The sequence below is a fragment of the Clostridium tetanomorphum genome, from assembly GCF_017873215.1.
GTDB lineage: Bacteria > Bacillota > Clostridia > Clostridiales > Clostridiaceae > Clostridium_AO > Clostridium_AO tetanomorphum.
This window is the reverse complement of the sequence record NZ_JAGGKA010000001.1, coordinates 403,916-427,614: the sequence shown is the minus strand read 5'-3', so window position 1 is coordinate 427,614 and position 23,699 is coordinate 403,916. Positions and strand designations below refer to the sequence as shown.

General features: G+C 32.5%; 24 protein-coding genes and 3 pseudogenes. 1 reads left to right on the top strand and 26 read right to left on the bottom strand.

Annotated features, from left to right (window positions below):
- Positions 1-392: 392 nt before the first annotated feature.
- The 15 genes and pseudogenes from J2Z24_RS21735 to J2Z24_RS21200 form a co-directional block, all read right to left on the bottom strand.
- Entirely contained in the window at positions 393-1,835 is a 1,443-nt protein-coding gene (locus J2Z24_RS21735) for a cell wall-binding repeat-containing protein (RefSeq protein ID WP_035150477.1), read from the bottom strand.
- Positions 1,836-1,857: 22 nt separating this feature from the next.
- Positions 1,858-5,361, bottom strand: coding sequence for a cadherin-like beta sandwich domain-containing protein (locus tag J2Z24_RS02170; protein ID WP_111947791.1), 3,504 nt, complete (start codon positions 5,359-5,361; stop codon positions 1,858-1,860).
- A 158-nt stretch (positions 5,362-5,519) separates the two neighbouring features.
- Positions 5,520-5,819: a DUF6916 family protein gene (locus tag J2Z24_RS02165; RefSeq protein WP_035150473.1), complete on the bottom strand. Its 300-nt coding sequence runs from the start codon at positions 5,817-5,819 to the stop codon at positions 5,520-5,522.
- A gap of 19 nt (positions 5,820-5,838) precedes the next feature.
- Positions 5,839-6,525 (bottom strand): phage tail protein, encoded by a 687-nt coding sequence (locus J2Z24_RS02160; RefSeq protein WP_085059139.1) that lies wholly within the window; start codon positions 6,523-6,525, stop codon positions 5,839-5,841.
- Between the two features lie 138 nt (positions 6,526-6,663).
- Positions 6,664-7,170, bottom strand: coding sequence for a GNAT family N-acetyltransferase (locus J2Z24_RS02155; RefSeq protein WP_035150471.1), 507 nt, complete (start codon positions 7,168-7,170; stop codon positions 6,664-6,666).
- Between the two features lie 65 nt (positions 7,171-7,235).
- Positions 7,236-7,370 carry a hypothetical protein gene (locus tag J2Z24_RS21565; RefSeq protein ID WP_276512157.1) on the bottom strand — a complete coding sequence of 45 codons (135 nt, stop codon included), beginning with the start codon at positions 7,368-7,370 and terminating at the stop codon, positions 7,236-7,238.
- Positions 7,360-7,653: a hypothetical protein gene (locus tag J2Z24_RS21210; RefSeq protein WP_051593387.1), complete on the bottom strand. Its 294-nt coding sequence runs from the start codon at positions 7,651-7,653 to the stop codon at positions 7,360-7,362. The genes J2Z24_RS21565 and J2Z24_RS21210 overlap by 11 nt, the downstream gene beginning before the upstream one ends.
- Positions 7,654-7,780: 127 nt before the next feature.
- Positions 7,781-7,981 carry a hypothetical protein gene (locus J2Z24_RS21205; RefSeq protein WP_051593386.1) on the bottom strand — a complete coding sequence of 67 codons (201 nt, stop codon included), beginning with the start codon at positions 7,979-7,981 and terminating at the stop codon, positions 7,781-7,783.
- Positions 7,982-8,358: 377 nt separating this feature from the next.
- Positions 8,359-8,520: pseudogene (locus J2Z24_RS21985) on the bottom strand (IS256 family transposase); the annotation flags it as partial.
- Positions 8,521-8,813: 293 nt separating this feature from the next.
- Positions 8,814-9,938 carry a radical SAM protein gene (locus tag J2Z24_RS02145; protein WP_035150469.1) on the bottom strand — a complete coding sequence of 375 codons (1,125 nt, stop codon included), beginning with the start codon at positions 9,936-9,938 and terminating at the stop codon, positions 8,814-8,816.
- A 675-nt stretch (positions 9,939-10,613) separates the two neighbouring features.
- A pseudogene (locus J2Z24_RS02140) lies at positions 10,614-10,775 on the bottom strand (transposase); the annotation flags it as partial.
- Positions 10,776-11,326: 551 nt separating this feature from the next.
- On the bottom strand, positions 11,327-11,953 hold the full coding sequence (locus tag J2Z24_RS02135) for a VanZ family protein (protein WP_035150467.1): 627 nt from the start codon (positions 11,951-11,953) through the stop codon (positions 11,327-11,329).
- 139 nt (positions 11,954-12,092) lie between these two features.
- Positions 12,093-13,208, bottom strand: coding sequence for a sensor histidine kinase (locus J2Z24_RS02130; protein WP_111947789.1), 1,116 nt, complete (start codon positions 13,206-13,208; stop codon positions 12,093-12,095).
- Positions 13,186-13,881, bottom strand: coding sequence for a VanR-ABDEGLN family response regulator transcription factor (gene vanR / locus J2Z24_RS02125; RefSeq protein ID WP_035150465.1), 696 nt, complete (start codon positions 13,879-13,881; stop codon positions 13,186-13,188). The genes J2Z24_RS02130 and vanR overlap by 23 nt, the downstream gene beginning before the upstream one ends.
- A complete protein-coding gene (locus J2Z24_RS21200; protein WP_035150463.1) occupies positions 13,874-14,062 on the bottom strand; it encodes a helix-turn-helix domain-containing protein in 189 nt (62 codons plus the stop codon). The genes vanR and J2Z24_RS21200 overlap by 8 nt, the downstream gene beginning before the upstream one ends.
- Positions 14,063-14,546: 484 nt before the next feature.
- Here J2Z24_RS21200 and J2Z24_RS02120 point away from each other — a divergent pair, with 484 nt between their 5' ends.
- A complete protein-coding gene (locus J2Z24_RS02120; protein ID WP_035150461.1) occupies positions 14,547-15,077 on the top strand; it encodes a CDP-alcohol phosphatidyltransferase family protein in 531 nt (176 codons plus the stop codon).
- Between the two features lie 285 nt (positions 15,078-15,362).
- Here the strand turns inward: J2Z24_RS02120 and J2Z24_RS02115 are convergent, their stop codons facing one another.
- From J2Z24_RS02115 to J2Z24_RS02065, 11 genes and pseudogenes are all read right to left on the bottom strand, one after another.
- Entirely contained in the window at positions 15,363-15,782 is a 420-nt protein-coding gene (locus J2Z24_RS02115; RefSeq protein WP_173680400.1) for a hypothetical protein, read from the bottom strand.
- A 779-nt stretch (positions 15,783-16,561) separates the two neighbouring features.
- A complete protein-coding gene (locus tag J2Z24_RS02110) occupies positions 16,562-17,122 on the bottom strand; it encodes an L-2-amino-thiazoline-4-carboxylic acid hydrolase (RefSeq protein ID WP_035150459.1) in 561 nt (186 codons plus the stop codon).
- 32 nt (positions 17,123-17,154) lie between these two features.
- A pseudogene (locus J2Z24_RS02105) lies at positions 17,155-18,060 on the bottom strand (amidoligase family protein).
- A 178-nt stretch (positions 18,061-18,238) separates the two neighbouring features.
- A complete protein-coding gene (locus J2Z24_RS02100) occupies positions 18,239-18,550 on the bottom strand; it encodes a DUF6329 domain-containing protein (RefSeq protein WP_035150456.1) in 312 nt (103 codons plus the stop codon).
- 68 nt (positions 18,551-18,618) lie between these two features.
- Positions 18,619-19,842, bottom strand: coding sequence for a site-specific DNA-methyltransferase (locus tag J2Z24_RS02095; protein ID WP_035150454.1), 1,224 nt, complete (start codon positions 19,840-19,842; stop codon positions 18,619-18,621).
- A complete protein-coding gene (locus J2Z24_RS02090) occupies positions 19,832-20,272 on the bottom strand; it encodes a hypothetical protein (protein WP_035150452.1) in 441 nt (146 codons plus the stop codon). Before J2Z24_RS02090 ends, J2Z24_RS02095 begins: the two co-directional genes overlap by 11 nt.
- Before the next feature lie 217 nt (positions 20,273-20,489).
- On the bottom strand, positions 20,490-20,999 hold the full coding sequence (locus J2Z24_RS02085; protein ID WP_035150449.1) for a coiled-coil domain-containing protein: 510 nt from the start codon (positions 20,997-20,999) through the stop codon (positions 20,490-20,492).
- A 62-nt stretch (positions 21,000-21,061) separates the two neighbouring features.
- The gene (locus tag J2Z24_RS02080) at positions 21,062-21,415 is read right to left on the bottom strand and encodes an HNH endonuclease (RefSeq protein ID WP_035150447.1); all 354 of its coding nucleotides are present in this window, start codon (positions 21,413-21,415) and stop codon (positions 21,062-21,064) included.
- 211 nt (positions 21,416-21,626) lie between these two features.
- The gene (locus tag J2Z24_RS02075) at positions 21,627-22,049 is read right to left on the bottom strand and encodes a DUF1492 domain-containing protein (RefSeq protein WP_035150445.1); all 423 of its coding nucleotides are present in this window, start codon (positions 22,047-22,049) and stop codon (positions 21,627-21,629) included.
- A 1-nt stretch (position 22,050) separates the two neighbouring features.
- Positions 22,051-23,430 carry an SNF2-related protein gene (locus J2Z24_RS02070; protein WP_035150443.1) on the bottom strand — a complete coding sequence of 460 codons (1,380 nt, stop codon included), beginning with the start codon at positions 23,428-23,430 and terminating at the stop codon, positions 22,051-22,053.
- The gene (locus tag J2Z24_RS02065) at positions 23,405-23,692 is read right to left on the bottom strand and encodes a VRR-NUC domain-containing protein (protein ID WP_035150440.1); all 288 of its coding nucleotides are present in this window, start codon (positions 23,690-23,692) and stop codon (positions 23,405-23,407) included. Before J2Z24_RS02065 ends, J2Z24_RS02070 begins: the two co-directional genes overlap by 26 nt.
- Between the last annotated feature and the right edge of the window lie 7 nt (positions 23,693-23,699).

Here is a 23,699-nt window from a genome sequence, read left to right as displayed (position 1 = left end):
CTAAACTATTATTGTCCATTTTGGGCAATACCTCCTTTGTTTTTAGATTGGCTGACGAAACCATATCTATTCTATCAAAGTGAGGTGTTTTTTTTTCAACGCTTAAGCTTTTCTGAACACACCTGCATAGCAGGTGGTTTTATTTATAGACAATAAAAAGCCCACAGGTAACGCCTGTGAGCTATAAAATCATATTTATTACCTAAATATTACCTGATATCTCATCAATATTGTGTACATAAGAAGTACTTGCAATATAACATTCAAGTAAAAATATTTGCACATGGTAAGAGTAGGCAAATCAAGATATTCCTTAGAGTATTCAATTACTTTCTCTAACAAGCCTTTTCAAAGAATTTTCATCATAAGTTTGCTAGGAACATCCCTCCTTTTTAATACTTAAGTTCATCCTCCACTATTTTATTAACAGCTCCTTCTCCACCAAAAATAGTGATATCTACAAAGTTTCTATTTTTCATATATTCTTTCATATTTTCTGTTAATTTATTACCACAAAGTATAAGTGGTGCATTGAATTTTGCAGCATATGCACTACCTACTAATGCGTCTGGGTAATTATTCCCAGATGCTATACATACGCTTTTTCCATTTAAATTAAAATACTTTGCCACCTCAAGTGATGTGTCATATCTATTAGAGCCGCCAATCCTAACTATATTTGATTTATTAATAGTTAATTCCTTTGAAATTTGATTTTCTACTTCTTCGCTAATAGCACCTTGCAATCCTATTATAAATACTTTCTTTGGCTTTATCTTTGAAAGTTCTTTCTTTACTGTATCCGAAATCCCATTTTTCTCTGCTAAAAGTATAGGATATTGGTTTACTGCCGCTGTGATGCTTACAGATAATGCATCTGCAAAGTTTTCCCCACAAGCAATAACTACTGGTGTTCCTTCCTGTACACCAAGGTTAGCAACAATTTGTGCTGCAGTTTCATATCTGGTTGCTCCAGACAATCTTTTTACATTTTTAATACCAGTATCTTTTACTTTCTGCTCTATTTCTTCACTTACTACTCCTTTTCCTCCTAAAATGTACACATTACCGCTTGATTCCATTTTTTCTTTTATATAGAATAATACTTTTTCAGTATCTACATTTGAACTTCCAATTAAAAGAATTGGTGCTTCCAATTTATATGCTAATACACTTCCTGCTAATGCATCTGGATAATTTTCTCCTGTTGTCAAAACTACATTTCTCACCTTACCTTTAAATGTAGTTTCAGCTATTTTAAGTGCAGTATCTACTCTGTTCATGCCTGCTATTCTCTTTACACCTTCTGCTGTTTCCATAAAAAATATATATACTTTATTTGTTTCTTTTTCTTGAATTGTTATATATATTGTACCTTTTCCTTTTATCTTTAATATTTCATTTTCATCAAAGCTTGCAATTTCACTATTAGATACTGCAATTATATAATTTTCTTCTTTTATACTATTTAAATCCTTTAGGAGGGGATTTCTCCCCTCTATTTCAGCTATGTGAGCTTCTAATTCATTATGCTTTTTCATAGCTTCTATTAAGATTTGTTTCTTACTCATAGCTTCCTTATTAGAAACAAGTACAGGATTTCTTCCATTTATATTCTCATACTGTTTTCCTTCATATTTAAATTGGAATATTTCCTGTTCTGTTGAATTAAGAAATGCATCTCTTACTTTCAGAATCAACCTTTGTCCTATCCTATAATTATTAAATTCCGGTTTATCTGTCCAATCTGATGAAGCTGCAAAAGCAAGAACACTTTGCACAGAAATAAAGCATACTGTAGTTATGGCCAAAAGAATATATTTAAGTTTTTTCACAATTGTTCTCCTCCCATTTTTATTATTCTGATACTATTAACATGTATGGTTTATCATTTAGCTTGAAATTGTCTGTTGCATTTACTTTTAATATACCATTATTAATTTCTAAATCGTGTACTACGGGCGGAGTTCTATCTAAAGTTGTAATTTTTGTTTCCCTTGTTCCTACAACCTTTCCATCAACAACAATGTCAAATTTTACAATGTATGATGTAAAATCTTTAAGATCTTCAACTTTTATCTCTTCTTCCGCTACCTTTAGACCTAATTTCTCATATACCTTCTTATTTGTTGCTTCTTCAATAACACTCATTTTGACTTCATATTTTAATATACTATTTTTAGAAACAACTTCATTTCCTAGGTTTTTGTTTACAATATTATTGATTTCTGTTTCAATATCCGTCAACATTCTATTTACTTTAATCTGTACTGCTCCTTCTGATGAATTCAAATCTTTTTCTAGTGCCTTTACTTCTATATCTTCTAAAGATTGTTTTATGATGCTTTTAACCTCTTCCACTATTTTTTCTTGATTTATTTCATTAGTATTTGTGATTTTTCCGTTTACTTCTATTTTTACAATATCTCTAATTATATCATTTACTTTATCTGCCGTATTTGAACCACCATTTGATGATTTTCCTGAATTTGCAGCTATTGGTGTTGCTGTTGCTACATTTGACATTCCTGCACGTAAGCCTCCTGTTACCAATAGTCTAAAACTATATTTCTGACCATTTTTTAAGTTCATTACCTCTGCACTTGTTGTTGCTACAGTTATTACGCTTGTTTTTGCTGCTGTATAATTTACTCCATCTATTGATTGTTCCATTACTACATTAGTGGCTCCTGTTGGTGCATCAAAATTTAAGGTTACTTTTCCATCTCCAGCTGTTGCCTTTAAATTACTAATTGGTGTTGATGGCATTGCTAATCTTGTCACAGTTATTACATAAGTTTTTGTTGTTCCGTCTTTTGCTATTACTACCACTGATATTGGATTTATTCCTACGTTTAGTGGTATATCATCTGATGGATGTCCATTAACTACTGCCTTTCCTGCTACTTTTACCATTGCATGGCTTTCATTCACTATAGGTGTTACTGTTATGCTAGTCACTCCATTTGCTACAGTTGCAGTATAAGATGTAATTTCTGGTGCAAAGCTTTCATTAAAAGCTCCGCTACTTATGCTCAAACCGCTTAGAGCTGAATCATTTGATGATGTTTTAATATTTTCGTTAGATACTATAGATTGAATTGCATCTAACATCAAAACTCCATTTCCTTTTGCTGTAACCTTGTAAGTGTAAATTCCGCTTCCTCCTGCTGCAATATTTGGAGAAAAATCTACACCGGAAGCTACATTTGCTGCTAATACATTTACTGGGATATTTAATTGATTTCCATCTTTATAAAGCTGCACATCATAACTTACTGCATTTGCTACTGCTGTCCAGTAAGCTACATCTTCATTCCAATTAAGTCCATCTGTTACTGCTAAAAGCTTTACTATAGTTTGGCTGTTTGAAATTTCAGATTGAGGTCCATCAGAGTAATTTGTCCCATCTCCCTTTGCAGTTACTTTAACAGTATAAACTCCTGATCCTGCAGCTCTCATATCTGCAATAAAATCATGATTTAGTACGCTTGCTGCTTTTTGTACTGCTGTTCCTTGAGGATTTCCATCTTTATATAACTGTACTTCATAACCAGTTTCATTGTTTACATCATTCCAGCTAGCTACGCCTGTTGAAGAAAGTGCTACACCTGTTACTTGTGATAATGGAGTAGCAATTGAGTTTCCATTAGAAGAGGCTGATTGATCTGCGTCTAATAACAGTACTCCATCTCCTTTTGCTATAACCTTGTAAGTATAGTTACCGCCGCCCCCTAATGCAATAGCTGATGAGAAGTCTGCTCCAGAAACCGCATCACCTGCTAACACATTTACTGATGCACTTAATGGATTTCCATCCTTATAAAGCTGTACATCATAACTTGCAGCATTAGCTACTGTTGTCCAATGTGCTGTATTTCCACTCCAGATAAGTCCATCTGTTACAGTTGCAAGTTTTACTATAGATTGACTGTTTGAAACTGCAGATTGAGGTCCATCAGAATAAGTGCTTCCATTACCTTTTGCTTTAACTGTTACAGTATATTCTCCTACACCCATAGCTCTCATAAAGCTAAGCAAATTATAATTAGTAGTATCTACCCCTGGAGTCCCAGTCATACCTGAAAAACTTCCATTTTTATATAACTTCACCTCATAACCAGATTCATTAGCTACATTATCCCAGGTTGCTACTCCTATTGAAGAAAATACTACATTTGTTACCTGTAGCAATTGAATTGTTTTAATGTTATTATTTGAAGCAGATGATTGATCTGCATCTAAAAACAGAGAACTTGGATCTGCCTTTGCCGTAACCTTATAAGTATAGGTTCCGCCGCCTTCTACCGCAATAGCTGAAGCAAAATCTGCACCAGAAGCTGCATTAGCTGCCAATATGTTTACTGGTGCATTTATTGGATTTCCATCCTTATAAAGCTGCACATCATAGCTTACTGCATTAGGTAATATGTTCCAGTGAGCAATATCTCCACTCCAATTAAGCCCTGCATTTACTGTTGTAAGCTTTGCTATAGTTTGGCTTCCTGAAGCTAAAGACTGAGGTCCATCAGAGTAATTTGTCCCATCTCCTTTTGCAGTTACTTTAACAGTATAAACTCCTGGTCCTGCAGCTCTCATATCTGCAATAAAATCATGATTTAGTACGCTTGCTGCTTTTTGTACTGCTGTTCCTTGAGGATTTCCATCTTTATATAACTGTACTTCATAACCAGTTTCATTGTTTACATCATTCCAGCTAGCTACGCCTGTTGAAGAAAGTGCTACATTCGTTACTTGTGATAGCATAGGCATAATATTATTCAAGGTAATATTATCAAATGCCATCGCATTCATAGCTCCATCTACAGCTGTAAGTGTAAAGCTAGTTATACCTATAAAAAATGATGCGTTAGATTGAGCTGAGATATCAAAGGTATTACTATAACCGGAAATTGCTCCTGTAGTTATTGAACCTTTTGAAGAAGTAATTCTAATGTTTTCATTGGTATCTGAATAATCACCAAAGTTGATGGAAACTAAATCAAAAGCTTTTCCATCAGCTAACGAAAATGTTACAGAAGCTTCTGTATCTGTTCCATAATCTATAGCTAAAGATTCATTTCCTACATTTGCCATACCACCGCTAAGATAGTTATTGCTCATGAGATTATAACTAGTAGAAACTGCCATTAGAGTTTCTCCATTTACAGTTTGAGTTACAGTGTGTGTTTCAAATCCTGACACATTTGCTTCATAATCGAAAATTGCGCCTAGTGCCTTTACCGTCAAGATTGGCATATTTACTATAGCTACCATAAATGCTAATATGAAAACTAAATTTCTTTTAACAGTTAATAATATTATGTTATTTGACTTTTTTTCAATAAATTCACACCTCATCCCTCTCCATTTATTTTTTATAAATCTTAACTATTTATCTTACTTTAAATCACTATATATGTTTAAACTTAAATTCCGGCAATTCTTTTTAATTTTCCTGCATAATACAAACATTAATAAAACCTTTAAAGGAGAAGGTACATTTATATCATTTCTAGTTATGAAAAAACAGCCTCATAATAATTAAATTTACCTTCTTCATTTAATGGCTGAGTAGGTGTAATAAACATTCCGAAATTCCCAACCTTCTCCTGCTGCATCTTATAAGTTCCAGACTCTATCCATATTTCTTTACTGCTTTTAAAAACCCACAAAAATGGCTCTCTCTTTAAAGCTGGATTTCTATATTTTCCACGAGTTGCCTTTGCAAGAGTAATTTCTACATACTGACCTTCTCCATAAAACACCTTAAACAGGTCACCAATTTGAAAGGTATCTATAACAAAATTATCTAGCATCTTTTATCACCACTTAATTTTAATCTCTTACAGGATATATTCCTGTAAGTGCTATTATATAGTTCACCGTTTGATAAGGTGGCATGATATTAACTGATGCTGCTGCAGGTTGTGGTGTAGCAGGAGTAAAATCACACTCTGAAGTAACTGTTATTGCCGGTGTTGGAACAGTAATATTCCCTTGTGCTGTAAAAGGTTTCAAATTTGCTCCTGATGTTGGGTTACTTGTTGTATAAATATTTGTAGCAAAAGAACCTGCTTTACCTTGTCCAAGAGTACAAGTGGCACCAGGTGTATTGGTAGCTTTTGCTACATCATAAGTATCTGTATTAACTGGAATTTTAACATCCACACTTACAGGCACAGTGCTTTCATCACCATCACTACTTACAGTACTTTTAATATTATGCTTATGTTGTAGCAAAGGTACTTGAGCAGGTTGAAGGGTTATATTTTCTGCTCCACCTGTAGCTCCTAATGGATGGTTAAATATTCCACTAACTCCAATTGACATTCCTAAAGGAAAACGTCCACGCAAATCAGGCAAAGCAAAACTTACATTTAGGGTTCCTCCATAAGTATATCCAAGTAAAGAAAATAAGGCTTGATTTTGTTGAATTGGTATCTGTCTCCCATCACATATAGCCCAGCCAGCTGGTGCCCAACTCATAGGCCATGCTAAAATTGTTCCTAAAAAAGCTTCCATTTTAAATTCCTCCTACTTTTTATTATTTATAATCAACAGTGTAGTATTTCTACACTAGATTATATATTTTTGATATTACTTTTTATTATTTATAGCAATATACCAAACATTACTGCTGCACTCTCTGCAAATTAATTACTAAGGTTTAACATATCTCATTTCACAAACAACACCTTTATTTTCAACTATTTGAAATCCAAGTTTTTGATACAACCTACAGGCATCTCTATTGAACCAAGTAACCTGCAGTGACACTGTTTTTTCTCTATCTACAGCTTTTTCTATTACTTCTCTAATAACGCTTTGTCCAATACCTTGTCTTCTATATTCTTTTAACAGCCCAATTTCCAAAATTCGATCTGTATTTTTTCCATAATATATATAAATACGACCTATTGCCTTTCCATCAGAAAATATTATATTTAATTCTGCTTCTGGATAAATCATCATCAATTGCTGCTTTTCTATTGCAAATTGCTGTGCTATAACCGCTTCCTTTTGTTCCTCCGGTATGTTGCTGATCCATTCTAACTCTGGATGACATTCTTTAAATATTTTCAATAGAACACTTTCATTCACTTTATCTACTGACCCTAATGAAATATTAAAAATTGAGTTTTGATTTTCTTTTATACATCCTTCCATTTTTTATCTCCTTTAAAGCCTCATCTTCGATGCTACATTTAACGCTACTAAAGCCTTATTTAAAATTAATATTTCTTACACACAAAACCTGACTTTTCATTTATTACATACTGGAAACTTAGCTTCTTTATATCATTCTTTTTCCAATCTATATCCATTATTTTATATGGCATAGTTAAAGAACATTCATTACAGTTCAATTTCCTTCTCCGAAAAACAACACTCTTTATACTTTTTATAATAATCTGAACTTTCTTTATTTAATTGAAATACCGTTTTTAATGGATAATAAAAATCTTTTCCAGCACCTTTTACCCCCATCATTCTCTCAGTATCTCTTTTTGGAACTAATAAAACCGCCTCAACAGATCTATTTTGAGGAATTAAAATTCCATCCTTCTCCATTTGAGGTACTAAATTAAGGCTGATTGAAACCTTCGGCTCATTTTTAAGTGCATTTTTCATTGTTTCTGTAACCACCATATGAATAGGTCTTCCTTTTTTGGCTTTATATTTTGTAGCATCACATTGAATAATATCCTCTACATATTCCTCTGCTTCAAATACCTTAATTACCTGCTTTAAATTCTCTATACTATTGGGATTTATTTCAAGTAAACTTTACTCCCAGACTTGTAAAAACAGTGGTCAAAGGAATCATTAATGCAGCAAAAGGGCCTGTCCCAGCATATAAAATATGTATTTGTTCATTCAAAAATTTTTGCTGAGCTCTTTTTATTTCTCCATAGTTATCTTCCTTATTTAACAATATTTCAACTATTTCTTTTAATTTTTGTTTATATCTTTCCATTTTATACCTCCTTTCTCTAAAATATTGCCTTCCTTAAAAGACCTATAAATTCAAATCTAACAATATATGTAATTAAATAGTATTTTTTGTTATATTGAATAATTATATCATATTATTCTAATACAAAAAAGTATTTTTTTAAATCATTCTTACCCTAGCCTTCAAATTTGTTTCTAAAACTTTTATCCCTATTTTCTACAATATCTTTAACTATATCATCGATTTTTTCTAAATATTTTTCACTACACACATTTAGAATATATTTTTGAATTTTCATGCTTCTTTAAAGAAAGAGGAAATTCATTTTATTAAGTATTTTGATTAAGATTCTCAAGAATTTTGTGTAAATATCTATAAAAATTTTAAAATTAATATGTTTATTGTGCTAGTATCTGAGCCCATCCGCGTATTGATTGAGTCCATTTTTTACTTATATCGATCATTGCTAAATATAGCATTTTAAGCAAAGCATCATCACATAGAAAAATACTTCTAATTTTAGGAACATTTCTTAATTGTCTATTATAGCTTTCCATAGCAAATGATAAAAGCCCTAAAGCGCACCATCTACACTCAAGAGCTCTACCTAATTATATTTTCTTTTATTTTCCTGTCTCCTGACCCTGTATCAAGAAACATATACTATATTATAACGCCAGTCACATCAAGGCTTCTAACTGTGTTTACTTTTAAGCTTTACCATGCACTCGATGTATTACCTTTTAGGATATATTACTCAGAATACTTTTCACCATTTATATGTTCCCACATATAAAAGCTCTCAAGTATATACATGCATTCTTTTCTGCAAAAGTGCATAGTTAAAGACTCTCTAATAGATCAACTCTCCTGGTTTATAGTCGTCAGGCAATTCTTCTTCGCTTAAAAATTTGAAATTGTCATCACGTAGTATTGGTAAAAATGCTTCATATGGAGTCCTAGAAAACTCACAGGCATAATTACTGGCTCCAAACCATTTACCTTCTTTGCTACTTAAATTCAAATCTCTAGCAAATTTTGTATGATTTGAACAATCATGAATTGCTAAATCCCAGTTTTCTTCATCGGCTATTTTCATGAATTTCAGAGTTAATTCCCTACTCCAAATTGGAAATATATAGCCATGTCTGGAAATATACATGTTTTCCCCATAATAATTGTCTATGTTATTCTCATTTAAATGTAATTCTGCACAATTAATAAAATCAAGTTTTGTCTCTAAAATTTCTTGCTTTTTCTTAAAAAATGCTTCGAAAAACTCAGGAGTCATTGGAGTTTCAATACCTACATTTTTAATATATTTTTTCGCTATTCCAATATTTTCAATAACTTTGTCTGAACAATTAGAAGCACCCAGGTTGAAACGTATCTCGTCAAGACCGGCTTCACCTAATGCTTTCAATGTCTCTGACCTAGCTAAAATACCATTTGTATATAGATGTTGATGAATTTTAGCATCACTAAATTTCTTTATAACCGAATAATATTTTTCAATTTCCATAAATGGCTCTAAATAAACATATGAAATGCCAGTGGGTTTTTTGTGTATGGAAAGAAGTAAATCAATATCCTTCTCATAAAATTTTGTGCCACCAATTTCCCACATACCTTCGCCAATCGGAGGAATATTTTTTAGATCTCCATAATTATAACAAAACTTACACTCTATGTTACATTTATTCGTTTTCCTAATTGCACTCAAACCGGTTCCCAACAGACAAAAGCGACATCCTTTTGAGAATTTGCTTTCATTTCCCACGAAAAAAGTTCTATTATCCAAAGTTTTTAAACCTCTAATTTCTGACATTAATATATTATTTCTATAATCGATTGCTTCCTCAATTTGCGCAAAGGTAGCGTAAATGATTTCTTGTTGTTTTGTCATAACTTCCTCATCCTCTGGCAATATCGCAAAAAATTCAAACCATATCAACGCATCTTTCTTTGAAATTTTCATAATGTATCCTCCTCTAATTAATCTTCCTAAAGATTCAATCCAAATCTTCTTGCTGTGATTTTTCCCATATTATTCTAAAGGCAAACGTACTCCATGTGTTGCCTTTTGGCATATATTACCCAGAACACTTTGTTCTATTTATATGTTCCCACACACTAAAACCCTCGAATGTGTGTACATACACCCAAGGGCTTTAAATCATTGATATTACTAACTTTTATCTATACGAGTTTCTTTTTAAGCCTCACCACCGTCTCCACATGAGGCGTTTGTTTAACTAAAATATTATTTTTTATTATATCATATTCTTTTATAATGCACAAAATACTGATATATAATATCTAATAGGAAACCAAAGACCAAAACAGAACTTGTACTACTAGACTTTATCAAATATTATTTTCTGTATTGAGTGGCAGATGGGTAGCAAAATCAATTTGTCACCCATAATTCCTACAAGCCTATAGCATCAATCATTAAAAGCATTATTACATCATCATATTGCCTTTTGAATATCAGTAGAATATGCTAGGATAATTGAAAATATAACATTAGTAATAACAATTTTTATATCAATTTCATTAGCAAAGGAAGGACATTCTATTTCCAAAGCAGTCTTCCCCTCCTGTCCATATCTCTTTTGTAAAGAGCAATAAGTTCCCTACTTTTCTTTAGTCATACTCTTGAGTAGGCGTAAAGAACCTTCTTGGTATTCTCATTGTAACCTATACATTTCTTAATCTTTAGGTTTTGTTTTATCCATTTTAAGAATGGTTCTATCTTCCATCTAACTCGGTACAATAAAAGTATATCTTCAGGTGTGATATCAAATATATTTGTTAAAACTCTAAATTCTTCTTCATTTTAATCAAAGGTAAGTATTTCTCTATAAGTATTTTGAGTTTTATTTTTACTATATTCAGTTCCCAATGTTATTTCATAGTCAAATATAAAGAACCGGCTTTTGTAGATTCCTCATCAAAATCTATTTAACCAAAAGAGGTTCTTTTTTTCATTATTAAATTATTTCCATTGTCAACAAGTATATATTTCTTTGATGCAACAACGGTAGCAAATCATGCCCATAATCTTTTTATTATTTTTTCAATTGCGAAGAATTAGGATGTCAGCTATGCCAAGCCGTCACGGTAAGGTGGCAGCTCCTCCCGAGAATAAAAAAGCGGCTTTGGATACATGGAAAACCTCCTATCCCAAAACCGCCAAATTAAACGTTCCTTATTACGCAATATGCTTTTATACAGCAAAACTGCGACTTTGAATTTTTGTTTTCAAAACCGCAGTCGAGTTAATAGAGAAAAGAGCATAGGAAAATAACTACTACAACAGCGGTTTTTTTCTTTCTCACAAAGGGCAGATTAATGTATGCTTCAGAAACCATAGAGAATTTTTGCCAGTCCAAACTCATTAAACATCAAAAAGTGACCTAAAAAGACGGTTAGAATGTAAATAGCCGGTTCATACTTGAAATGGGTTATAGGGTGAACCGTTCTTTTTGTTATGCGAATGAATACTTTGAACAACAGATAACCTATTAACGTTCCAAGGGTATTCAATATTAAATCATCAATATCTGTACGTCTATTGTTAAACAATTGGCTAATCTCAATCAATAATGAAAAAGAAAAGCCTGAAAGAACAGTATACTTTAGTTTGTCTATGTTGGGCCAAATAAACGGCAAAAAGAACCCAAATGGTACGAACAATAAAACATTAAGAAAATATGCGGCAATATCAATATCTTTTGAAAATGGCAATAGATTGATTTGACCAGCATTAAGCTGAATACCGTACCGCTGCAAATCAAATATAGTGCCTACACCTGTAAAATAAAAAACAGCAAAAATGTACATGATAAAAACGACAAGCATCAAGGTTCTCCCTTTTGTCTGGGGAATTTTCTTATGCTTGTAAATGAAGCTTAGTATCGCAAATGTAATTAAGAAAGGTAGTATGACAGTTAGACATTCATAGCCTTTTAACAGCAAATCATTCATGCCTGATATTCTCCTTTCTGACAAATCCAATAATAAAATAGTTCCTGTTAATTACCATTTTATCTAACAGGAGCTATTTGTTTTTTAATATTAACTTGTTTAATTCCTAAGAAAATCCTAAGAAAACATTGATGTTTTCCTAACAAGAAATTGGCAAGGTCATAAAAAAAGTAGTAATTTCATTTTCACTTTCTGCGATTATGCTTCCTCCATGCAAAGTAATGATTTCTTTTGCAATCGCTAATCCCAAACCTGCACCGCCTGTATTTGTTGCACGGGTTTCATCAAGCCTAAAGAACTTATCAAATATGGCATCCAACTTTGAGGCCGGAATCGTTTTTCCATGATTGCAGAAAGTGATCTGGACAGATGCATCAATAGCTTTTGCCCCTACAATAATTTCAGTGTCAGGGTAACTGTACGAAATTGCATTTTTTAGGATATTGTTAAATACCCTTGCCAATTTTACAGAATCCCCGTAGACGGTTAAATCCTCATTTGCATCTAATTTTATAGTATTTCCATGTGCTGATAAAACAGGATAGAACTCGTCTGTCATTTGAACCAACATATAGTAAAGATCAATAGTTTCCTTTTCTAAGGATGTATTCTGGAGATCATAGCGGGTAATTTCAAAGAATTCATTGATAAGTTTTTCTAAGCGTTTAGCCTTATCCAGTGTAATATGAACATATTTTGCTTTTTGCTCCACAGGCATATCCAGAGCTTCATCCAATAGGCTAAGATAACCAATGACAGAAGTTAAAGGCGTTTTCAAATCATGCGCAAGATACTCAATCAAATCGTTTTTTCGCTGTTCTGCTTCTTGCGCCACACGCTCATTGTTTTGTACAGATATTTTTAGTTGGTTCAGATAGATTTCTGCATCTTTTAGCGGGGCCGACAGTTCAATTAATTCGTTTGTATGCTGAAAAATATTTTCTGCAGCATTTAAAACCTCATGGAGATACTGGAAAGGCTTGTTCCAATAATAAAGCAAAATTGCTCCATACCCAACCACGATATATACCAGTGCACCAAGTCCCCTATGCAATTCAATCCATGCGAAGATTTGTAACAATAGCTCATTTTGCCCTGCGAATTGTCTAAGCAAGTTGGCAGTCAAGAGATAAGCAGCTATACCTAATGTGGTATAAATTATGACAACAGAAAGCACTCGAAGTAAAAGTTGGCGATAGACCTTATTGAACCGTACCCGATCTTTCTCCCATTCATTTTTCAATTTTGTACCCACACCCCCAAACGGTTTTAATGTACTTTGGTTCTTCAAAAGAGTCTCCCATTTTTTCACGCAGATGCCGGATATGAACGGTGATTGTATTGTTGCTTTTACTAAAATATTCGTCTCTCCAAACTTGATGAAATAATTCCTCTGAACTAACAACGTTTCCAATTCTCTTACAAAGAATTTGCAGAATCGAAAACTCTGTGGGGGTCAGGGAAATGGGTTTTTCATTCAGAGTACATTCATGGGTGTTAATATTTAAGACCAGCCCCGCATGAACAATAATATCTTCTTCCCGCTCTGTGACAATATTGTATCGTTTGTAGCGGCGTAGCTGTGCCTTCACACGAGCCACTAATTCCAGCGGAAGAAACGGTTTTGTAATATAATCATCTGCACCGAAAGTCAATCCAGTAATTTTATCAATTTCCTCCCCTTTAGCAGTCAACATAATAATAGGATAGTGATACCTTTCGCGGATTTTTTTGCATATCTCCAAACCGTTCATATCCGGGAGCATTATATCTAAGATTGCCATATCCAGCTTTTCTTCGTTTATATATTTCAAAGCATCAGACGCAGAATAGGATTTAAAAACTGTAAAACTCTCATTTTCCAAATACAAAGAAATGAGATCAGTAATTTCCTGCTCATCATCGACAATTAATATTTTGTCACTCATCGCATACACTCCTTACTTTTGTATATCTTCTATCCGTGGGTTTTTCTGCGTCTTTTGGTATCAACCACATACGGCTAAATCGTATCACGCCGGGTATACGATTTTCTTCACATAGTTTTTGCACTCGCCGTTCTGAAATCCCCCACTTTACGGCGGCGTCCGGGGCAGAAATATAGTCCATACGCTAATCATCCTTTTCACATTCATTCTTATTTATTATATACGGTTGTCCGAATAATAACAAGTATTACCACAGGCAGAAGTACGTTCTATTAACAAAACAAATACGAGATACCTGGAACATACCTATGCTTTTATTCAGTAGAAGTCCAACGGGCATTCTTTGTAAAAGCAAGCGGTCACAAAACGGCAAGCAGGGCAACTGTGACCACAGTTGCGTATTTTTTTAGAATGAACCTACAAAAAATCGCTTGTTAAGGAACCTCCCCAACCCCTGCAACTTCGGGCTAACATGTCTCGAAGTGAGAACCATCCGAATATAAAAATACCGCCCCTTTGTCCTCATGGGCGGTATCCTGTGTTTGGTTCTTTACCATAATAATCAATGTATCACTTTTCCATGCTTTTCTTTAGTAATATGTTATAATTACTTCATAATAGTAAAATTAAGTGTAATAAAGACTTATTTTAGGCGAGGTAATGATATGAAGTCGCTACCAAATTGTATATCCTTTAGTAGAATAATTTTTTCTTTGATTTTAATTTATACAAAACCATTAAGCTTAGACTTTTATGTAATATATATTATTTGTGGATTTAGTGACATTATAGATGGGTTTATTGCCAGGAAGATAGGTACAACAAGTAGTTTTGGTGCAAAACTTGATTCCATTGGCGATATGATAATGACAGCTGCATTGTTATTTTTGATTTACCCAATTTTAAATCTTACAACAAAAATTGTTATTTGGATTGTTATAATTAGTATTATTAGATTATCATCCATGTTTGTGGCCATGAAAAAATATAAAACTTTTGCAAGTATTCATACTTGCGGAAATAAAATTACTGGCATAGTTTTGTTTCTGTTTCCTATATTTATTCCATATATTAACACAAATGTATTAATGCATATAATTTGTGTTGTAGCAAGCATATCAGCAATGGAGGAATTGATTATTCAACTTACATCAACTAAACTGGAATTAAATAAACAAAGTATATTCGCAAAATAAGCACAAGTTATAATTCAAGTAAATTACATTTTTCTTATATTAGGATAGAAAGAAGTGTTCATACAAAACTTCTTTTTCTTCTATTAATTATCCATTATCTTATTTCAAGTCTTCTTCCCTATAATCTTATCCGCTCCTTAAATTATTTCTTTTTTGGTTCCTTACCTAAAAAGGAGGGGATTATTATTTTATTTATTTCTATAACTACACACTAATCTGCTTATGCTAAACCTTTCCCTCTTTTTTATGTATTACGCCGTAGCGGATTAAAAGCTTTGAACTAGTTTACTGACTGCCTTTACGTCTAACTTTTTTAGATTTAGGGCAAAGCCATTTAACTCTCGTAGAACCACCTTTTTCTCTTGTAATTCCATCAAATTTCATTGGAAGAGAAGAATCCTTTGGACATAAAGAAATTCCGTCATTAGTAAAGCCGCTAGACTGTGGTAAGTCAGAAGTATTACGATGATTAATGGGAACTATAGGTACTATGCTACAATCTTTAATTAGATATTTATAATTATCATCACAATCATAAGCAGCATCACCAATAAAGTAGTTATATTTGAAATATGGATGTATATTGAAATAACGTCTCATCATAGGAATTAAAGTTTTTGAGTCATAGTGGTCTTTAGCTTGTTCACCAGTATCATGAACTTCAAAATCCATTAATTGAGTATCGTTAAAATCAATATGACGCAAGATTCCAAGCCCATTAACAAGAGTAGTTGCTTTAAGTGCATAATAATAATGACCATTAATATAAGAAAGCTTAATTTCAGAGTTAGCATACGTTTGTTTAGGTATTTGACTACAGGTTGTGTGGAATAATATTTGGATCTTTTTTCTTAGCAATTTTAGCTTTAGCCGAATTAGGAATTCTAAATAATCACTTTCATACGAGTAATTTGCTTGAATATCTTACTTACTTTTCTAAAAATTATTCTGGAAAGTCATTTTACACAGATAGGCTTTCTGTAGCTTATGGAAATATTATACAACAAGTTCAGCTGGTGGACTGTTGTAGGCAAAACAAATTATTGAATACTTAGATGTCTATTCATCTGACACAATCAAATCTTGGTACCAATACCACATGACAGGCAATGCTAAATATTACGCAGAACTATTATCAACATTTAAATGAGTTGGATTATGTAGTTGCATTTTTGAAAATGCAACTACTCTCGCCTACTACATACCCAATATAGTCCAGTCAATACTTGCATAAGGACAGTGAACGGATTTGACTTTTCATACGGACATGCTCCTTTATGGTTGTTCATATTTAGTAGCTTGAAAGACTTGCTTTTCTATAGTAAAATTTAACAAAATACTACCGTGCAAAATCTTTGCAAAGAGGAACAAGAAAATTAATTAATCTTGCTCCTCTTTTGGTTTTAATGCTTTCCGTTTGTTGCTATATTCATTGAAACTATTGAGAAGTTAGGTAAATAATTATATTCTCCTCGTTGCTTGTGTCAGCGGGCAAAATAATGAAAGTCACACATAGTTCCCCCGTTACCAAGTGTTTGAGTGCGATTAAATTGGATATGTTTAAGCCCGTCAAATAGCACATGGTCTATTTTGCAAAACAACGAAACTATTTCCAAACAGTTGTAAAAAACAGCAAGATCCTTATATAGGCAACGTGTGGTATTAAAGCATAATCCATTAGCATCGTTTTGCGTAAACTTATTGTCCCACAGGTCAGCCTGCAGTGCCTTATAGAAGATTTTGCGGAATACAAAAAATCCCCCAGGAATATACCCACAAAATGATGCAAAACGCTTTTTTGCCTTTGAGGTTTGGATAAGGCTGTCCCAAACAAATGCGAGTGCCTCGTCCTCAGACACACCACTGTTTTTCAGTGCCTTATACCATGCTATCCTTGGAAGAATAGCAGTTTCTGCTGCCCTCAATTGTGATGAGGATAAAAGTAGCGATTGCTCTGAAAGCATATCAGAAAGAAGCTGTTCTTTTATTTTAGATGCAGAAGAAAGCACCTCATTTGTAATATTTACATCTGATTTATTATCCATTTGAGTTTCCCTCTTTATCTATACACTTAGCTTCAAGCCACTCTTGGTGTTCTAAAGGCACAATCTCCATCAAGTGCTTTCATAAGATGTTTTCTGCAATTTTTAAATTCATCTCCTATAAGCCCAAGTCTAAGAAGCCATCACCTAAAGGTATATTTTTCATTATCAGTATGGGTACGTTTTGCACTTGCACTTTTCTGCTTTAATGCTTGATGACTAATAGCAAGGCAAAAAACTATGTAACTTCTAATTTTTCCTGCGTGCATAGTCCCATTAAAAATTCTAAATTCAATAGTTCCTTTTGTAAAAGTACTGTGTAAATTTAGTCCGTGGTATCTGCTTGTATGGTAGTGCCTACTTCTATTCTCAACACCATAATCACTGTACCAAATATCCGCAAGTTCCTTTAAACTTTTAGGTTTTTTCTTGTTTATAGTTTCTATCAAATTCTCATTAACCTTTTTGCAATACTTAACCCTAGCTGGATCAATCTCAAGACTTTTATAAATTAAATCTTCCTTTGCCGCTATAAGATTAACTAAGTTCTTTAATGTATTTGGAGCATGTTCTTTTGCTCCTATGTGAATATGTATTCCACATTTCAACTTACTTTGACTAACTGCTCCTGCATGTCTAAGTTGTCTTATAAGTTCTTGTAAGGTTTCAATATCTTCATATTTTAGAATAGGCGTTACAAGTTCTACACTGTAACTTTTATCTGCTGAAATAAGTGTACCTTTTTCTTTTTTCATTGTTTGGATGCTTGCATCACTCATTATTTTCCAAACCCTTTTGTCTAATGCCGTTACCTTATAGGTATCATAACTATCATGACTTCGTTTGATTTCTCCATTTAGAAATTTTGAAGTAACCTCGGCAGCTTTTTCTCTTGTAATTCCTGTCATTTCAATTTCTACACCAACTGTTTGGTTTTTCAATTCTTCTCTACTCCTTTCAAAGTGTGCTTATTACCTTTTGGTAGTGTACATATTACCTCTGAAAGGTGTGTATATCCAGTTATATATACAAGATTCTATCAAATAAAATATAGATTTTTAATGGATTAATTTCTATAATTATGGCATAAGAAAAACCACCCTTTAGGTGGCTTAAATTCTACTTTTCTATTGCTGTGTATCTTGGATAATCATAACCTTCTGAATCTACTAAGATGCTTTTATTTGTTTTTGTATTTTTAACTCTTATGCATCTTAATTCTCCTTTTGAATTGCATCCCCCGTCTTCTTTTGTTATCCAAGGTTGATCCTTGCAAAAGTCTTTTGCAAATTCTTTGAATTCCTCATCACTTAATTTTATTTCTTTTGTAACTTCGTAAAGTTCTCCTTTCATGCCATCCTTTTTAGCTTCCTTTGTAAGGTATTTAAGCTCTTTTAAATTTAAAACCTTTCTTCCAAATAATGCTTTCATTTTTAAACCTCCATGTGTGTTTTCGTTACATACATATATCACTCTAAAGCACACATATAGCAAGGGTTTTATTCACTTTTTTCAATATCTTTATAAGAAATTTTTTTACCGTTTCTTAAAAGAAATACGGCTTCATCACTATCTACTTGTTCTATATATCTTTTAACAATAACATCAGCATATTTTTCATCAAGTTCTATAGTATAGCAAATTCTATCTGTCTGCTCACAAGCTATAAGAGTTGAACCACTTCCACCGAAAGGATCTAGAACAATAGAATTTGTTAAACTTGAATTTGTAATTGGGTAAGCAACTAAAGCTATTGGCTTCATTGTTGGATGATATTTTGATTTTGTAGGTCTATCAAAATTCCAAGTGGTCCTTTGCTTCCTATCTCCATAAAATTTATGTCCTGCAGTAGGTTTCCATCCTACAAGTACAGGCTCATGATTATATTGATAATCACAACGTCCTAGTACTGGGGAATTCTTTATCCATATACAAGTTTGATGACAAAAGAATCCTGCCTCTTTAAAAGCTGCTCTAAAATTAACGGTTTCTCTATCAGCATGGAACACATAGATAGAACCACCATCTGCAAGATTTTCATACATACCTTTATATGCATTAAAAAGAAATTCATAAAACTTTTTATCTTCCATATTATCATTTTGAATGTTTCCTGCTGTTCCTTCATAGGAAACATTGTACGGAGGGTCTGTTACAACTAAATTTGCTTTTTTTCCTCCCATAAGTTTTTCATATGTCTCAAGTTTTGTGCTGTCACCGCATATCAAACGATGCCTTCCAAGTAACCAAACATCACCTTTCTTTGTAATTGGAACTTCTGGTGGTGCTTCATCAAAGCCATCCTCTTTCACACCTTTAGGATGAAGTTCATTAAAAAGCTCATCAATTTCTGGTGGTTCAAAGCCTGTAAATTCTACATCATAATCAATTTCCTGTAGATCCTTTATTAAATCAGCAAGTAATTCTTTGTTCCATTCACCAGTAATTTTATTAAGAGCAATATTTAATGCCTTTTCTTTAGTTTTATCAATATCTATTACAATGCAATCTATATCTTCATAACCTAATGTTTTTAAAACGGAAACTCTTTGATGTCCTCCTATAATTGTCTTATCAGAATTTACAATAATAGGCTCAACATATCCAAATTCATTTATGCTGCTTTTAATTTTCTCAAATTCTTTATCCCCCGGTTTTAACTTTTTTCTAGGATTATATGCAGCAGGAACTAAATCTGAAATTTTTAATTTCTTAAATTCCATTTTCCTCTTCCCTCCAAAATCTATCTTTAATGTAGCAGTTATGGCTACAGTATTTTCTATTTTTATTTCCATAAGCACTAAATTCTTTTCCACAGTAAGCGCAGATATATTTATAAAATGCTGTCTCTTTTCTATTTCTTTTATCTTGATTTTCATTCCACCATTTTCTTCTACACTCATCAGAGCAAAATCTTCTAGTTCTGCCTTTACCATTTTGCTTTAAAGGTTTATCACAATAGGCGCAAAGTAAATTTTTTTTCATCTTTTCTTGAAAATTTAGAGCAACAACACATGAATTTCCTTCTAACCCATTACGCTTACAAAATCCTCTAACACTATCTCTAGTTAGATTTAAAAAGTTAGCAATTTTTTTATATCCCATGCCTTTTAATCTTAGTTCTCTTATTTTTTCTTTTTCATCACTTGTCATATGAGTTGCTCCTTTCCTTCAACTTTTACGCAATAAAAAAAGTAACCACAACACCTGTAGCTACTTAATTTAAACTTTATATTATGCGATTTTTACCTATCCCCCTTGTTTAATTCTGCGAAAATTCACACGAGAGGGGGCGGCGGTCCTTGGCATGTCCTCTTTAGAGGTTTGAACCCCCCTACCCATAAAAAAATCTCATTCACCTTAATATTTATTATTCTTGTTTATAATTAAACTTAGTATTTATAAATGAAATTATACTATACATTTTAAATGGGTCCTGTACTGTAAACTCGTCAACGTTATTATATACCTTAACTCTAATTTTAATATCAGGTCTACAATCTTCCAAGATCTCTATGTTTCCAACTTCTTCATCTTTAAAAATAATTGATTTTAAATTTTCAGTGTTTACAACTTTTTCAAGTACCATACCATCTAATAAATTTTTTCCAATAACATTAAACATCTCTTCTTCCATACTTAAAACTATATCGGACTTTATATCTGATAGTTCTTCTAATATTGAATTCAAACTAGCTATCCTACGTTTTATGTTTTGTTGATTTGGTTTTAATGCATCCTCTATTTCTTTTAATTTTACTTTTAAACTATTAATTTCATCAATAGTTTCTTTGTTTTCTATGCTACTTTTCTTAATTTTTTCAATTTCTTCTTTTGCCCTGTTTACTAATTCTATAATATCTCGCTTCCTAGATTCCAAGAAAACACCCTCAAAATAATTGATATACTATATAATTATTTTTATTTACACCTAATTATTCTTTAATATTTAAATTCTTGATACCTATCTTCTGTCATTGTCTTCTTATCATGACAGCTCTTACAGAGTGATTGCCAGTTGCTCTCATCCCAAAACAATTTATAATCTCCTCTATGAGGAATAATATGATCAACTACTGTAGCCTTTGTTATCCTGCCTTGTTTTTTACACTCAACACATATAGGATTATTTTTTAGAAATATCTTCCTCATCTTATTCCATCTGCTATCGTAGCCACGTCTTCCAGCACTTTCTCTTTTATTTCTATGTAAATTCTTATGCTTGTCACAATATTTATTCTTTGTAAGTTCAGGACATCCTGGATACCTACAAGGTTTTAATGGTTTCATTGGCACTTTATTTCACCATCCTTTATTTTTATGCATAGAAAAAACCCTCTAGAGTTTTACCTCCAAGGGTTGTTGTTATCAAGAATGCTGCGTTTCCTAAGAATCGAATCGATATAGCATCGGCATATACTACAGCATATGGTGCTCTTAATTTTTCTATGCTTTTACACTTTATATTATAGCATAGATACATGGTGGCATTCAGTCTTATTTAGTCTCATTTAGTCTCAACTTTTAATCTATCTATTTCTTTTAATGCTTTTCCATGAATCCTAAATATTGAACTTCTATCATATCTCATAGAGCTTGCTATATCATCCCAGCACTTGCCGTTAATATATCTCATCTCTAAAAGTAACTGATAATTCAAATCACTAAGTTTATTTATAGTTTCCATAATTTCTTTCTTAAGATCCACCAGTTTATCAATATCTTTATTAATCTCATACTCTAAATCAATAACCTTTACCATTACATTTTCCATTGGGCTTTTACTATTAGGTCCACCTGATACTCTTTCTTGTGTAATATCTGTATTTACTTTCATGGCTAAACTCTTTAATGATTCTAGTTGCTCAAGTTTACTATCTATTCTTTTATCGAGCCAAACAGCTTGTGATAAATACTCCTTTGCATTCATATTAGGCTCTCCCTTCCTGCTTTTTAATTCTTGCTTTAACTGCATCAATTAAAGCAGTTTGACTTGTATCTTTATTCTCTAAAGCTTGTATAACTTTTTCATCTACTGTATCTTTTGCTATGATATGGTGAATCACCACAGTATGCTTTTGTCCTTGTCTATATAATCTTGCATTAGCTTGCTGATAAAGTTCTAAACTCCAAGTCATAGAGAACCAAATAATTGTACATCCACCTTCTTGAAGATTAAGTCCATGTCCTGTAGATGCTGGATGACAAATAGCAATTTGTATTTTTCCCTCATTCCACTTTGCAATATCATCTGAAGTATTAATTTCTTCTACCTCAAAACGTTCTTTAATTCTATCTTTATCATGTTTGAATCCATAATACACAAGAACTGATTTACCATTAGCTGCTTCTATCAAATCTTCTAGTGCATCTAACTTTTTATCATGAATAAGTTTAACATCACCAAACTCATCATAAACAGCACCACTTGCCATTTGCAGAAGTTTATTAGAAAGTACTGCCGCATTTTTTGCATCAACATCACTATCCTCAAATGGTAATAATAAATCTCTTTCAAGCTTATGATATAGTTTCATATCTTTTTCTGATAACTCCACCATAACTTTATTAAAAATACACTCTGGCATTTTTAAATAATCAAGAGCCTTCATGCTGATACAGATATCTGAAATCTTTTCATATATATTTTCTTCTGCATCTTCATTAATAACATAATCTGCTGGAATAACTCCATTTATATATTTTTGTGGATGAAAATATCTATTGCGGTAGCCAGTAAAGGTTCTTCCCAATCTCTCTCCACCATCTAAAAGATAAATCTGACTCCAAATATTTAATAAACCATTTGGTGCAGGTGTCCCAGTAAGACCTACAATTCTTTTAATTTTATGTCTTACTTTCTTTAATGCTTTAAACCTTTTAGCTGATGGAGATTTAAAACTTGAAAGTTCATCAATAATTACCATATCAAAAGGCCAATCATTTTTATAAAAATCCACAAGCCATGGAACATTTTCTCTGTTTATGGTATATACATCTGCTTTTTTATAAAGTGCCATTATCCTATTTTTCTTACTTCCTAATACCTTTGAAAGCTTTAAATATTTTAGATGTTCCCACTTTTCTATTTCATCTTGCCATGTAGTGTCAGCTACTCTAAGCGGTGCAATTACTAAAACTTTTGAAACATCAAACATATTGTACATAAGTTCTACAATTGCAGTTAAAGTTATTACACTTTTTCCAAGACCACATTCCAAGAAAAGTCCTGCTGATTTATGTTTTAATATAAATTCTGTTGAAAAAGCTTGATATCCATGCGGCTTATAATCTACTTTTTTCAATTTCATCTATAACACCTTCTATCTGCTCTTTCCTATCTATGCAATAAACTAAAAATCCTAATGATTCTAATTGTATTTTTCTTTTTATCTGAAGAGGTCTCATTTTCTTTCCTGGTGCTTTTAATTCTACAAATGCTATTTTACCTTTAGGTAGGAGCACCAAACGATCTGGCACTCCATTCACATTAGGAGAAATAAATTTTAATGCTAGTCCACCTCTTGTTTTCACTTCTGTAATAAACTTCTGCTCTATATCTTTTTCTCTCATAACTTTT

Excerpts from the sequence above, each read along its gene's own strand:
- J2Z24_RS02155 (WP_035150471.1), bottom strand. The coding sequence starts at position 7,170 with ATGGAAGGATGTATAAAAGAAAATCAAAACTCAATTTTTAATATTTCA.
- J2Z24_RS02135 (WP_035150467.1), bottom strand. The coding sequence starts at position 11,953 with ATGAATGATTTGCTGTTAAAAGGCTATGAATGTCTAACTGTCATACTA.
- J2Z24_RS02090 (WP_035150452.1), bottom strand. The coding sequence starts at position 20,272 with ATGACAAGTGATGAAAAAGAAAAAATAAGAGAACTAAGATTAAAAGGC.
- J2Z24_RS02160 (WP_085059139.1), bottom strand. The coding sequence starts at position 6,525 with ATGGAAGCTTTTTTAGGAACAATTTTAGCATGGCCTATGAGTTGGGCA.
- J2Z24_RS02120 (WP_035150461.1), top strand. The coding sequence starts at position 14,547 with ATGAAGTCGCTACCAAATTGTATATCCTTTAGTAGAATAATTTTTTCT.
- J2Z24_RS02170 (WP_111947791.1), bottom strand. The coding sequence starts at position 5,361 with ATGAGGTGTGAATTTATTGAAAAAAAGTCAAATAACATAATATTATTA.
- J2Z24_RS02110 (WP_035150459.1), bottom strand. The coding sequence starts at position 17,122 with ATGGATAATAAATCAGATGTAAATATTACAAATGAGGTGCTTTCTTCT.
- J2Z24_RS21205 (WP_051593386.1), bottom strand. The coding sequence starts at position 7,981 with ATGGAAAGATATAAACAAAAATTAAAAGAAATAGTTGAAATATTGTTA.
- J2Z24_RS21210 (WP_051593387.1), bottom strand. The coding sequence starts at position 7,653 with ATGGTGGTTACAGAAACAATGAAAAATGCACTTAAAAATGAGCCGAAG.
- J2Z24_RS02145 (WP_035150469.1), bottom strand. The coding sequence starts at position 9,938 with ATGAAAATTTCAAAGAAAGATGCGTTGATATGGTTTGAATTTTTTGCG.
- J2Z24_RS02070 (WP_035150443.1), bottom strand. The coding sequence starts at position 23,430 with ATGAAATTGAAAAAAGTAGATTATAAGCCGCATGGATATCAAGCTTTT.
- vanR (WP_035150465.1), bottom strand. The coding sequence starts at position 13,881 with ATGAGTGACAAAATATTAATTGTCGATGATGAGCAGGAAATTACTGAT.
- J2Z24_RS21200 (WP_035150463.1), bottom strand. The coding sequence starts at position 14,062 with ATGGACTATATTTCTGCCCCGGACGCCGCCGTAAAGTGGGGGATTTCA.
- J2Z24_RS02100 (WP_035150456.1), bottom strand. The coding sequence starts at position 18,550 with ATGAAAGCATTATTTGGAAGAAAGGTTTTAAATTTAAAAGAGCTTAAA.
- J2Z24_RS02165 (WP_035150473.1), bottom strand. The coding sequence starts at position 5,819 with ATGCTAGATAATTTTGTTATAGATACCTTTCAAATTGGTGACCTGTTT.
- J2Z24_RS02075 (WP_035150445.1), bottom strand. The coding sequence starts at position 22,049 with ATGAATGCAAAGGAGTATTTATCACAAGCTGTTTGGCTCGATAAAAGA.
- J2Z24_RS02095 (WP_035150454.1), bottom strand. The coding sequence starts at position 19,842 with ATGGAATTTAAGAAATTAAAAATTTCAGATTTAGTTCCTGCTGCATAT.
- J2Z24_RS02065 (WP_035150440.1), bottom strand. The coding sequence starts at position 23,692 with ATGAGAGAAAAAGATATAGAGCAGAAGTTTATTACAGAAGTGAAAACA.